The following is an 11,664-nucleotide window of genomic DNA, read 5'->3' as shown; positions in this document are numbered from 1 at the left end:
GGCAGCAGAGTCCGTACCGTTCGTCCGGGCTGGAGCATCATCGTCCGTAGTCCCTTCCGGATTCGGTGAGGCTGAGGTGTGCCCCGCGCCCGCGGAGGGAGTTCCGCGTGCGCAGGCCCGTTCGGCCGCGGGGCCGTTCAGCCGTCGAGTCGTACGACCCGGACGGCACCCGCGGGCACGGCGAGGCGGCCGGCGGCGCGTTCGCCCGTCAGCAACTCGGTGCCGTGCGCGTCCAGCGGCACCTTGGCGTCGGTGCCGGTGTGGTTGATCGCGAAGACGTAGGTGCCGGAGTCGCCGGTGCGGCGCACCACCTCGACGTCGTGCGGCAGTTCGGCGCGCGGCGCTATCCCGGCGTCCGCGGCGGCCCGGTCCAGCACGGCGTCCAGGGTGTGCGGGGCGAGGCGGGTGGAGACGTACCAGGCGGTGCCCTCGCCGAGCCGGTGCCGGGTGACGGCCGGGTGGCCGGCGGTGAGCCCGTCGGCGTAACGCCAGACCGCCTCGGCGCCGCGCGGCACGACGATCTCGGTCCACACCTCGCCGGTCGGCCCCGCCCCGTCCGGGCCGCTGAGCCGCACCCGTTCGCCCTCCAGCAGCGGCGAGAACTCCTCGACCGTCAGCCCGAGCACGTCGCGCAGGACGCCGGGGTACGGCCCCCCGTGCGCGGCGTCGTGCTCGTCGACGATCCCGGAGAAGTACGACACGACGAGGGTGCCGCCGCGCTCGACGTAGCCCTTGAGGTTGCGCCCGGCGGCCTCGGTGGCCAGGTACAGCGCCGGCACGACCACGAGGGGGTGCGCCGACAAGTCGGCTTCCGGATGGACGAAGTCGACCGTCAGGTGGCGGTCGTAGAGCGCCTCGTAGAAGGCGTCGGCGCGCTCGCGCGCGTCGTGGTCCTGGGTCGGCCGCCACTCCAGCGACTGCGCCCACCAGGAGTGCCAGTCCCACACCATGGCCACGTCGGCGACGGTGCGGGTACCGCGCACCGGCGCCAGCGCGCCGAGGGCGGCGCCGAGTTCGACGACCTCGCGCCAGATCCGCGACCCGGTGCCCGCGTGCGGCACCATCGCCGAGTGGAACTTCTCGGCGCCGCGCCGGGACTGCCGCCACTGGAAGAACAGTGCCCCGTCGGAGCCGCGGGCGACGTGGGCCAGGGAGTTGCGCGCCATCTGGCCGGGGGCCTTCGCGGGGTTGCGGGGCTGCCAGTTGACGCCGGAGGTGGAGTGCTCCAGGAGCAGCCAGGGGGCGCCGGCGGCGACGGAACGGGCGAGGTCGGCGGCCATCGCCAGGTTCACGTGCGTGCGCCGGCCGTCGGTGATCAGGTAGTGGTCGTTGGTGACGAGGTCGACCTCGCGGCCCCAGGCCCAGTAGTCGACGGAGTCGCACTGGCTGAGCGCGGTCATGAAGTTGGTGGTGACGGGGACGCCGGGGGAGAGGCGGCGCAGGATGTCCCGCTCCATGCAGAAGTTCTCGCGCATGGTGGCGTCGGCGAAGCGGCGGTAGTCCAGCTTCTGGGCGGGGTTGCCGACGGTCGGGGTGGTGCGCGGCGGGTTGATCTGGTCGAGGTCGGCGTAGTGCTGGCTCCAGAAGTCGGTGCCCCAGGCCGCGTTGACGCCGGCGACGTCGCCGTAGCGCGCGGCGAGCCAGCGGCGGAAGCGGGCGGCGCAGACGTCGCAGTAGCAGGCGGAGACGGGGACGCCGTACTCGTTGTGGACGTGCCACAGCGCGAGCGCCGGGTGGCCGGCGTAGCGGGTGGCGAGTCGGGTGGTGATCGCGGCGGCGGCTTCGCGGTAGTGCGGATTGCCGTGGCAGATGGCGCCCCGGGAGCCGAACTCGTACCGGACTCCGTCGGCGGTCACGGGCAGCGCGTCGGGATGGGCGCGGTAGAACCAGGCGGGCGGGGCGGCGGTGGGGGTGCCGAGGTCGGCACGGATGCCGTTCTCGTGCAGGAGGTCCAGGAGGCGGTCGAGCCAGCCGAACTCGTAGCGGCCCGGCGCGGGCTCCAGCAGCGACCAGGAGAAGACCCCGACGGTGACCATCGTGACGCCGGCCTCGCGCATCAGCCGGACGTCCTCGTGCCAGACGGGCTCCGGCCACTGCTCGGGGTAGTAGTCGCCGCCGTAGGCGAGTCCGGCCAGGCCCCTGGGCGTGGTCTTGGTCATCGATCCTCTCCCGAATCCTTGATCATTTGGGAACGTGCACACATGGTTGCGGCGGCATCAACCCAACATAACCGCACAGTGGTAACCATTGACAAGCGTCGTCCAGGTTTCTCTACTGTGAACGCTCACAGCGAGCATCCCAGACCTCCGCAACGGGCGGAGACTGCCGGATCAGGGGAGAGACCCATGCCGAAAGCGAAGCGCCGCCGCCTCCTTTCCGCCACCATCGCCGTCACCCTGGGCGCGACCGCCCTCGCCGCCTGCGGCTCGGACGACGAGGGGGACGCCCAGGCCGGCCCGGCCGAGCTGACCTACTGGTCCTGGGCGCCGGGCATCGAGAAGGTCGTCGACATCTGGAACAAGGGACCGGGCAAGAAGGACGGGATCAAGGTCACGGTCAAGAAGCAGGGGCAGGGCGACGAGCTCGTCACCAAGATCCTCACCGCGCACAAGGCCGGCAAGGCGCCCGACCTGGTCCAGGCCGAGTACCAGACGGTGCCCACGCTGGTCAGCAACGACGCGCTCGCGGACATATCCGGCGAGGTCGGCGGCGTGAAGGAGAAGTTCGAGGACACCGTCTGGCAGCAGACCACGCTCGGCACGGACGCCGTCTACGCCGTGCCGCAGGACGTCGCCCCCCTCATGTTCTACTACCGCGAGGACCTCTTCGCGCGGTACGGCCTCGACGTCCCCGAGACCTGGGAGCAGTTCGCCGACACCGCCCGCGAGCTGAAGCGGAAGGCCCCCGACAAGGACCTCACCACCTTCTCCGCCACCGACTCCGGCCTCTTCGCCGGCCTCGCCCAGCAGGCCGGCGCCGCGTGGTGGACCACCGAGGGCGATTCCTGGAAGGTCGGCATCGACGACCCGGCCACCCACCGGGTCGCCGAATTCTGGGGCGGGCTCGTCGAGGAGGACGTCATCGACAACGAGCCCATGTACACCCCCGCCTGGAACAAGGCACTCAACACCGGCAAGCAGATCGCCTGGGTCAGCGCCGTGTGGGCCCCCGGTGTCCTCCCCACCGTCGCGCCCGACACCGAGGGCAAGTGGGCCATGGCGCCGCTGCCGCAGTGGGAGGCGGGCGAGCAGACCACCGGCAGCTGGGGCGGCTCCTCCGTCGGCGTCACCACCGACTCCGACCACCCGGAGGCCGCGGCGAAGTTCGCCACCTGGCTCAACACCGACCCCGAGGCGGTCGCCGCGCTCGCCGCGGAGGGCGGGATCTACCCGGCCGCCACCGCCGCCCAGACCGCGGGCGCCTTCGACCAGCCGCCCGCGTACTTCGCCAACCAGGCCGACTTCTACGACCGGGCCACGGAGATCGCGAAGACCACCGCGCCCTCCGCCTGGGGCCCGAACGTGAACGTCGCCTACAGCTCCTTCAAGGACGCCTTCGGCGCCGCCGCCAAGTCCGGGGACAAGGACGAGTTCACCGCCGCGGTGCGGACGGTGCAGCAGGACACGGTCGCGGACCTGAAGAGGCAGGGCTTCGAGGTCGCGCCGTGAGACGTGCCCGCCGGCCGGGGTACGGGGTGAGGGGTGCCCCGTACGCCTTCCTCGTGCCCGCCGCGCTCCTCTTCGCCCTCTTCTTCGCGCTGCCCATCGGCTACGCGGCCTGGCTCAGCCTGCACCGGGTCGAGGTCAAGGGCCTCGGCCTCGGCTCCGGCGCGCGCGAGGAGGTCTGGGCGGGGCTGTCCAACTACACCGACGCGCTCACCGACGCCGAGCTGCTGCACGGGGCGCTGCGGGTGCTGGGCTACGGCGCCATCGTCGTCCCGGTCATGCTGGGCCTGGCGCTCACCTTCGCGCTCATGCTGGACCACGAGCGGGTGCGGTTCGCGCCGGCCACCCGGCTCGCGATCTTCCTGCCGTACGCGATCCCCGGCGTGGTCGCCGCCCTGCTGTGGGGGTTCCTCTACCTGCCGGAGGTGAGCCCGCTCCACTACGGGCTCGACCGGGCCGGGCTGCCGCAGCCCGACCTGCTGGACGGCGGCTCGCTCTACCTCGCGCTGTCGAACATCGCCGTGTGGGGCGGCACCGGCTTCAACATGATCGTCATCTACACCGCGCTGCGGGCGATACCCGCCGAGGTGTACGAGGCCGCGAAGCTGGACGGCTGCACGCCGCTGCAGACCGCCCTGCGCATCAAGGTGCCCATGGTGGTCCCCGCGCTGGTGCTCACCTTCTTCTTCTCGATCATCGCCACGCTTCAGGTCTTCAACGAGCCGACCACCCTCATGCCGCTCACCAACGGCATCTCGACCACCTGGAGCCCGCTGATGAAGGTCTACCGCGACGCCTTCGTCGAGAACGACATCTACTCGGCCTCCGCCACCGCCGTCGTCATCGCCCTCGTCACCCTCGCGCTGTCCTTCGGCTTCCTGCGCACGGTGAACCGCAGGACCCGGCAGGAGGAGGCCGCCCGATGAGCTCCCTCGCCGCCCCCCGCAGCACCGCGCCCGCCGCACCCGCCGCTCCCGGCAGCGGGCAGGGCCCGCCGCGCCGCCGCGCCGCGCTGATACCGACGCTGGCCCTCGTCGTCGGCGCCGTGTACTGCCTGGTGCCGGTGGCGTGGGTGGCCGTCGCGGCCACCAAGTCCGGGACCGAGCTGTTCTCGACGTTCACCTTCCTGCCCGGCTCGGGGTTCGCCGACAACCTCGATCAGCTGAACGCCTACCGCGACGGCGTCTACTGGAAGTGGATGGGCAACACCGCCCTCTACGCCGGACTCGGCGCCGCGCTGTCCACCGCCGTCTCCGCGCTCAGCGGCTACGCCCTCGCCCTCTACCGCTTCCGCGGCCGCGAGGCCGTCTTCAACACCCTGCTCGCCGGCGTGCTGATGCCCCCGGTGATCCTCGCCGTGCCGCAGTACCTGCTGCTCGCCAAGGCCGACCTCACCGACTCCTACCTCTCCGTGCTGCTGCCGCAGCTCCTCTCCCCGTACGGCGTGTACCTCGCCCGCGTCTACGCGACCGCCGCCGTGGCCACGGACGTCGTGGAGGCCGGGCGGGTGGACGGAGCCGGCGAGTGGCGGATCTTCATCCGGGTCGGCGTGCCGATGATGGCCCCGGGCCTGGTGACGATCTTCCTCTTCCAGTTCGTGGCGATCTGGAACAACTTCCTGCTGCCGTACATCATGCTCAGCGACGACGAGAAGTTCCCGCTCACGCTGGGTCTCTACACCCTGCTGGAGCAGGGTGCCAGCGCCCCCGCGCTCTACACCCTCGTCATCATGGGCGCGCTGCTCGCGGTCATCCCGCTGATCGCGCTGTTCCTGGTCGTCCAGCGGTTCTGGAGTCTCGACCTGCTGTCCGGAGCCGTAAAGTCGTAACCATGCACACAGCGGGGGACAGGCGCAGGCCGCCGACGATCCACGACGTCGCGCGCGAGGCCGGGGTCTCCCGGGGCACGGTCTCGCGCGTGCTCAACGGCGGGCGGCATGTCAGCCCCGCCGCACGGGAGGCGGTGGAGGTCGCGATCCGCCAGACGGGGTACGTCGTCAACCGGCACGCCCGCTCACTGATCACCGGCCGCTCGGACTCGGTGGCCTTCCTGCTCACCGAGCCGCAGGAGCGGTTCTTCGAGGACCCCAACTTCAATGTGCTGCTGCGCGGCTGTACCGAGGCACTGGCCGTGCACGACGTGCCGCTGCTGCTGATGATCGCGGGCACGGAGCCGGAGCGCCGGCGCATCACGCGGTACATCGCGGCGGGCCACGTCGACGGGGTGCTCCTGGTCTCCAGCCACTCCGGCGACCCGGTCGCCACCCGGCTGCGTGAGGCCGGGGTGCCGCTGGTGGCGTGCGGCAAGCCCATCGGACAGGCCACGAAGGTCTCCTACGTCGCCGCCGCCGACCGGGACGGCGCCCGCGAGATGGTGCAGCACCTGCTCTCCCTGGGCCGCCGCCGCATCGCCACCGTCACCGGGCCGCTGGACACCCCGGGCGGCGTGGAGCGGCTCGCGGGCTACCGCGAGGTCCTCGCGGAGGCCGGCCTGGCCGCCGACGACCGGCTGGTCGCCACCGGCGACTACGGCCGGGCCAGCGGCGAGGCGGCCGGGGAACGGCTCCTCGCCGCGGCCCCGGATGTGGACGCGGTGTTCGTCGCCTCCGACCTCATGGCCCAGGGCGTGCTCACCGCGCTGCGCCGCGCCGGCCGCCGCGTCCCCGACGACGTCGCGGTCGGCGGCTTCGACGACTCGCCGGCCGCGCTCGCCGCCCAGCCGCCGCTGACCACGATCCGGCAGCCCTGGGACCGCATCAGCACGGAGATGGTACGTGTCCTGCTCGCCCGGATCGGCGGCGAGGAGCCGGCGGCGGTGATCCTGCCGACGGAGCTGATCCGCCGCGCCTCGGCCTGACGGCGCGGGGTCTTTGGCCTCATCCCGGAATCGCCTGCGCGTCGATGAGCGAGGCAACGCGCGAGGACGGCCCGGAGGACATCGCTCGTAGCTCGATGGAGCGCTTGTCCAGCCAGTCCAGCAGCTCGGCGTCGACGTGCTTCCCGCCGAGGGCCCGGTCGAGACGGTCGGGTTCGATGCGGGCCCAGTCCGCGGCGGGGTCGACCAGGCCGGTGCTGCTGAAGAAGCGGTCAGGGCGGCGCGCGCGGCTCGGCGGGCCGCACCGTCCTGGCCCGCCGGGTCGGCGAAGCCTTCGATGTCGTCCCGACCGCCCTCGGGCTGACCGGACTCCCGCGCTCTCCGTTGCCGGACTCAGCCCGCCGGTGGACAGCCGGGCGGCGGTGCCACGGGCGGTGGCGAAGCCTCCGGCGCCTCAGCGCACTGCGGCGGATCGCCGGGGAGAGACCGCGGTGCCGACGGGCGGGCACCCCGGCGGCCGCGCGCTCGTGGTCGCCGGCGGGCAGGGTCGGACGCCGCCCCGCGTGCGCTCGCCGCCCGTACGACCGCCGGCTGCACGACCGCCAGCACCACGCACAGGCCGGCCAGGACGGACCACATTCCCGCGACCCCGGCGCGGTCGAGGAGCTGGGTGCCGAGCAGCGGTGCGGCGACTCCGGCGATGCCCCAGCCGGTGCCGTAGACGGCGAGGTAGCGGCCGGTGCCGCCGGGCGGCGCCAACTCGGCGACGACCGCGAGGGCCCGCCCGACCAGCAGCAGGTCGCCCAGGCTCCACACGACGGTCGCCACGGCGTACCCGGCGAGGCTGCCGGCCACGGCGTACCCGGCGAGACCGGCGGCAAGGAGCGCGCCGCCGGCCGCGAAGGCGGCGGGAGCGGCCCGGGTGGACAGCGGCTCCAGGCGCAGCAGCGGCTGGCCGCCGACGATGGCCAGCGCCGAGACGGCCAGCAGCAGACCCGCGTCGGCGGGCTCCAGACCACGGCGGTCCAGCGCGAGCGGGAGCATGACGGCGATCTGCAGGTAGACCAGGGCGAACAGCGTGCCCGTGCACAGCATCGCGAGGAGCGTACGGTCGCGCCACGGCGCGACCGCGGTACGGCCGCCCCTGTCCTGCCCGCCCGCCCCCGGCCGGTCGGCGGGCAGGGCGACGCGTACGACGAGCGCGCACAGCAGGCAGGTGACGGCGTCGGCGACGAAGAGCCAGCGCAGGTCCCACCGGCCGAGCCCGGCGGCGAGCACCCCGGCGGCCAGACCCGCCACCGCGAGCGCGGCGTTGAGCAGGCTGTACGCGCGCACCCGCGCGGCCTCCCCGACGGCGTCGGCGATCATCGCCTGGCTCGGCGGCTCGTACAGCTCGAAGACCAGCCCGAGCAGCACGGCGAAGCCCACGAGGACGGCGAGGTTCGGCGCGGCGGCGAGCCCCGACTGCGCCACGGCGCAGCCCACCAGCCCGGCGACCATCGTCCGGCGCCGCCCGAGCCGGTCGGCCAGCCGGCCGCCGGCGAGCCGCGAGGGGATCGTGGCGAGCCCGAAGGCGGCGACCACCAGCCCCGCGGTCGCCGGTGCGGCGTCGTACCGCGCGGTGATCAGCACGGCGAGGAACGGCAGGGAGAAGGCTCCGAGCCGGTTCACCGCACGGGCGGCGACGAGCACCCGGACCGTACGCGGCAACCGCTGCCCGGCCGGCGGACCCCGCACCTCCGACACCGTCCCGTCACTGGTGAATCGGATAATGTCAGTGACGACGCTAGACCCGAAGGAGTGACCGGTCAAGTGATGTTCGACAGTCACGTAGCGACGCTGCTGGACGTATCGGCCGCCCTGGTGAACACGCTCACCGACGGCTCCGCCCGCGGCCGCCCGTACACCGCACCCCGCGACGGCGACCTGCCGGCGGCCGTCGCCGCCGCCCTCCCCGGCGAGGTCCGGGTCGAGCCCGCGGCGGCGGTCAGCCTCACCCGCACCGCCGAGCAGCTGCGCGCCGTCTTCGAAGCCGTGGCGGAGGGGCACCTCGACACCGCCGCCGACCGGCTCAACTCCCTCCTCCGCAGCACCGGCGCCCGCCCGCAGCTCGACCGCGTGCCGGGCGAGCCGTGGCAGGTCCACTTCCACGGCGCCGACGACACCCTCGCCGTCGGCTGGAGCGCCGGCTGCGCCACCGCCCTCGCCCTGGCCGTCGGCAGCGACCTCGCCGGCCGCCTCGGCGTCTGCCGGGCCCCGCGCTGCGACCGCGTCTACGTCGACGGCTCCCGCAACGCGGCCCGCGAGTACTGCTCCACCGCCTGCCAGAGCCGCGTCAAAGCCGCCGCCTTCCGCGCCCGCCAGGCCCCCGCCGGCTGACCCGCCCCGCGCGCCGCCGGGGGGCCACACCCGTACGAGTTCGGGGACCCGCCGCACCGGTACGGTCCACGGCCGATCTGATGATCAAGGAAGAGGCGCTGGATGGCCGAGGCCGTGACCGGGGCGAAGCCCGGGGCCGAGGTGGTCGGGGAGGCCGCCGGTGAGGTCCGGCCGGGGCGCCCGGGATCCCCGCGGGTGGCCCGACCTCTGATCAGTGTGTCCGACGCACACCCCGCCAGACTCGACGGCATCGCCCTTCGGCAGGGGACACGGTCATGCCGAGCCCGGAGGCCGGAGGCCCTCTTGCAGGGCCGCGGACAACGGGGGAGGGACCGGGTGACGTGAGGAGCGCCGGTCTCAGGGTGCGCCGTGCACGGCTGCGGCGGCCGTCGCGATGACGCGCGCCACCTCCGCGGCGTCCCGGGCCCCGTCGCGACCGGCCAGGGCGTCGTACGTCTCGAAGCTGGTGAGTTGCCAGATGACGTCGACCGTCTCGTCGGCCGGGGCGCCGGAGAATTCGGCGAGGACCGCGCGGAGGGCGGAACGCCGCATCTCGTCACGTTCGCGCAGCAGTCGGTCGAGGTCGCGGTCCATGACGGCCATCCCGCGCAGGTTCCTGATCACGGTCCGGTCGGACGCCCAGAACCGGCAGAACACCTCGCAGAAGCCGGCCAGTGCCGCCCGGGTGCCGGGTGCAGTGAAGGCCGCCGCGAGGCCGATGTTCGCCCGTGCGGCCAGGGAGTCGAACAGCGCCTCCAGGAGGCCGGACTTCGACCGGAGGTCGGCCTGACCAGGTGCGCGGCCCTCGACTACGCCGGGGCCGGGATCCGCGTCAACGCCCTCGCCCCCGGGCCGATCCTCACCGACCAGCTCCGGGCCGCCGGCGAACAGGCCCAGCAGATGGCCGCACAGGCGATGCCCATGCGCCGGATCGGCGGCCCCGACGAGGTCGCACAGGCCGCCGTGTGGCTCTGCTCGGACGCCTCCTCCTTCATCACCGGCGCCACCCTCCCCGTCGACGGCGGCAAGCTTGCGGGCATGGCGCCCTTCCGCCGGTCCTGACCGGGCGGCGGCCGGCGTGCGCCGGTGGCGCCGGGCAGTGCGCCGGGCGGCACCGGGGCGCGGCCCGTCAGGCGCAGGACCTCGCCCGTCACGGACTCCCGGCGGCCCCCGGGCTCCGCCCCGCCCCCTGCGGCCGGTTCGCCGACCCTGGGGGTCGACCCCAGCCGCCACCCCAGGTTCGCCGCCGGGGCCTCCGCCGGGGCGCCGGAGCGCCCTTACGGTGAGGCTCAGCTCAGTGCCGAGCATCAGGTTGGAGCAGTGCACGTGATCACTATTCCGCAGGAGAAGTCCCTGATGGGCGTGGCCGTCGAGGACATGGACGTCCTCGGCGCACCGGACGCGGACCTCGCCTCGCTGAAGCAACTCGTCTACACCCACAAGATCGTGGTGCTGAAGAACCAGGAGCTCGACCCGGCCGGCTTCGTGCGCCTGGGCAGGCGGCTCGGCGAGGTGGAGACGTACTACCAGCCGATGTACCACCACCCCGAGCAGCAGGAGATCTTCGTCTCCTCCAACGTGAAGAAGGAGGGGGAGCAGGTCGGCGTTCCCCAGACGGGGAAGTTCTGGCACCACGACTACTCCTTCATGCCGCGGCCGTTCGGCCTGACCCTCATCTACCCCCAGGTCATCCCGAGCGGCGAGCGCGGCACGCTGTTCATCGACCTGGAGGCGGCGTACGAGCGGCTGCCCGGGAAGCTGAAGGACGAGATCGCGGGCACCCGGGTCCTGAACAGCGTGCGGCGGTACTTCAAGATCCGGCCGACCGACGTCTACCGCCCGATATCCGAGATCATCGCGGAGATCGAGGAGACGACCCCGGCGGTCGCCCACCCCACCGTCTTTCCGCACCCGGTCACCGGCCGGCCGGTGCTCTACATCAGCGAGGCGGTCAGCTTCCAGCTGGTCGACGGGGAGGGCAAGGCGCTGCGCGACGGGCTGCTGGAGGACCTCTTCGAGGCCGTCGGCCAGTCCGACACCACCTTCACCCACCCCGCCATCCACCTGCAGCGGTTCGACGAGGGCGACCTGCTGATCTGGGACAACCGCAGCCTGGTGCACCGCGCCCTGCACACGGTCAACCCCGAGCCCACGGTCTCCTTCCGCGTGACCGTCCACGACGAGTACGAGTTCTACCCCGGCATCGGGCAGCCGTGACGGTCGGCGACGACGAGGCACTGCTGGAGCGCGTCCTCCGCGTCTACAAGCCGCACTGCCGCTATCTGGGTTCGGCCGCGGTGACGGTCGAGGGCGACCCGGCGGACGAGGGCGGACGGGTCGGCGTACGCGGCCGGTTCCACATCCCCGAGTCCTGCTACATCGACGACACCGGGCACTTCAACGCCGTCGAGTTCAACATCTGCTACAACCAGATGATCTACCTCCTCATCGCGAAGTCGGTCGACGAGGGGCTGCTGCGCTCCTTCGCCGGCTGGTCCCTGGACGACTTCTGGTCGCGGCAGTTGGAGGACATGTTCATCGCCGACTTCCACAGCTCCTTCCGCCGGCCCATGCGCGGCCGCCGCTTCTGGGGCGAACTCGACATCGTCGAGGCGTTCCAGGGCGACTGGGGAAGCGGGCCGTTCCTGTTCCTCCGTACGACGTGCCGATTCGGCGAGACGGACCAGGCCGCCGCACACGGCAAGGTGCTGGTCGCCGTGAAGGCCCCCGCCGGCGCCGCGGACCCCGCCGCCCCGGCGCCGTAGACCGACCAGACCCTGACCACGGATGACACGGGAGTACGGAG

Annotated in this window: 10 protein-coding genes and 1 pseudogene; 8 read left to right on the top strand and 3 right to left on the bottom strand. The window is 73.0% G+C overall.

What is annotated here, in order from left to right; all coding sequences use genetic code 11:
* Positions 1–137: 137 nt before the first annotated feature.
* Positions 138–2,159 (bottom strand): beta-galactosidase, encoded by a 2,022-nt coding sequence (locus ACHZ99_RS06505; RefSeq protein WP_420303409.1) that lies wholly within the window; start codon positions 2,157–2,159, stop codon positions 138–140.
* Positions 2,160–2,345: 186 nt separating this feature from the next.
* Here ACHZ99_RS06505 and ACHZ99_RS06500 point away from each other — a divergent pair, with 186 nt between their 5' ends.
* Genes ACHZ99_RS06500 through ACHZ99_RS06485 form a run of 4 tightly spaced genes read left to right on the top strand, consistent with a single transcriptional unit; the run spans position 2,346 to position 6,521 of the window.
* A complete protein-coding gene (locus ACHZ99_RS06500; RefSeq protein WP_420303408.1) occupies positions 2,346–3,668 on the top strand; it encodes an ABC transporter substrate-binding protein in 1,323 nt (440 codons plus the stop codon).
* Entirely contained in the window at positions 3,665–4,591 is a 927-nt protein-coding gene (locus ACHZ99_RS06495; protein WP_420303407.1) for a carbohydrate ABC transporter permease, read from the top strand. The genes ACHZ99_RS06500 and ACHZ99_RS06495 overlap by 4 nt, the downstream gene beginning before the upstream one ends.
* Positions 4,588–5,493: a carbohydrate ABC transporter permease gene (locus ACHZ99_RS06490; RefSeq protein WP_420303406.1), complete on the top strand. Its 906-nt coding sequence runs from the start codon at positions 4,588–4,590 to the stop codon at positions 5,491–5,493. Before ACHZ99_RS06495 ends, ACHZ99_RS06490 begins: the two co-directional genes overlap by 4 nt.
* Before the next feature lie 2 nt (positions 5,494–5,495).
* Positions 5,496–6,521 carry a LacI family DNA-binding transcriptional regulator gene (locus ACHZ99_RS06485; protein WP_420303405.1) on the top strand — a complete coding sequence of 342 codons (1,026 nt, stop codon included), beginning with the start codon at positions 5,496–5,498 and terminating at the stop codon, positions 6,519–6,521.
* Between the two features lie 351 nt (positions 6,522–6,872).
* Here ACHZ99_RS06485 and ACHZ99_RS06480 read toward each other — a convergent pair whose 3' ends face one another.
* Positions 6,873–8,216: an MFS transporter gene (locus ACHZ99_RS06480; RefSeq protein ID WP_420303404.1), complete on the bottom strand. Its 1,344-nt coding sequence runs from the start codon at positions 8,214–8,216 to the stop codon at positions 6,873–6,875.
* A gap of 78 nt (positions 8,217–8,294) precedes the next feature.
* On the opposite strand from ACHZ99_RS06480, the gene ACHZ99_RS06475 reads away from it, so the two are divergent.
* Complete coding sequence (locus ACHZ99_RS06475; protein WP_420303403.1) at positions 8,295–8,858, top strand: CGNR zinc finger domain-containing protein; 564 nt, start codon at positions 8,295–8,297, stop codon at positions 8,856–8,858.
* A gap of 357 nt (positions 8,859–9,215) precedes the next feature.
* On the opposite strand, the gene ACHZ99_RS06470 is transcribed toward ACHZ99_RS06475, so the two are convergent.
* Entirely contained in the window at positions 9,216–9,482 is a 267-nt protein-coding gene (locus ACHZ99_RS06470; protein ID WP_420304036.1) for a hypothetical protein, read from the bottom strand.
* A 156-nt stretch (positions 9,483–9,638) separates the two neighbouring features.
* Between ACHZ99_RS06470 and ACHZ99_RS06465 the strand changes: the two are divergent.
* The 3 genes and pseudogenes from ACHZ99_RS06465 to ACHZ99_RS06455 all read left to right on the top strand — a co-directional run.
* A pseudogene (locus ACHZ99_RS06465) lies at positions 9,639–9,920 on the top strand (SDR family oxidoreductase); the annotation flags it as partial.
* A 264-nt stretch (positions 9,921–10,184) separates the two neighbouring features.
* Positions 10,185–11,075 (top strand): (3R)-3-[(carboxymethyl)amino]fatty acid oxygenase/decarboxylase, encoded by an 891-nt coding sequence (gene scoE / locus ACHZ99_RS06460; RefSeq protein ID WP_420303402.1) that lies wholly within the window; start codon positions 10,185–10,187, stop codon positions 11,073–11,075.
* Positions 11,072–11,623, top strand: a complete 552-nt coding sequence (locus ACHZ99_RS06455) for an FcoT family thioesterase (RefSeq protein ID WP_420303401.1) — start codon at positions 11,072–11,074, stop codon at positions 11,621–11,623. The genes scoE and ACHZ99_RS06455 overlap by 4 nt, the downstream gene beginning before the upstream one ends.
* The last annotated feature ends 41 nt before the right edge of the window (positions 11,624–11,664 follow it).

It is taken from the genome of Streptomyces sp. MAR4 CNX-425, assembly GCF_048656465.1.
Lineage (GTDB): Bacteria > Actinomycetota > Actinomycetes > Streptomycetales > Streptomycetaceae > Streptomyces.
Note: the sequence above shows the minus strand (reverse complement) of the source record. Positions and strands in the feature narration are given on the sequence as shown.

Coding starts and splice junctions, on each gene's coding strand:
- ACHZ99_RS06475 (WP_420303403.1), top strand. CDS start 8,295: ATGTTCGACAGTCACGTAGCGACGCTGCTGGACGTATCGGCCGCCCTG.
- ACHZ99_RS06505 (WP_420303409.1), bottom strand. CDS start 2,159: ATGACCAAGACCACGCCCAGGGGCCTGGCCGGACTCGCCTACGGCGGC.
- ACHZ99_RS06490 (WP_420303406.1), top strand. CDS start 4,588: ATGAGCTCCCTCGCCGCCCCCCGCAGCACCGCGCCCGCCGCACCCGCC.
- ACHZ99_RS06500 (WP_420303408.1), top strand. CDS start 2,346: ATGCCGAAAGCGAAGCGCCGCCGCCTCCTTTCCGCCACCATCGCCGTC.
- ACHZ99_RS06485 (WP_420303405.1), top strand. CDS start 5,496: ATGCACACAGCGGGGGACAGGCGCAGGCCGCCGACGATCCACGACGTC.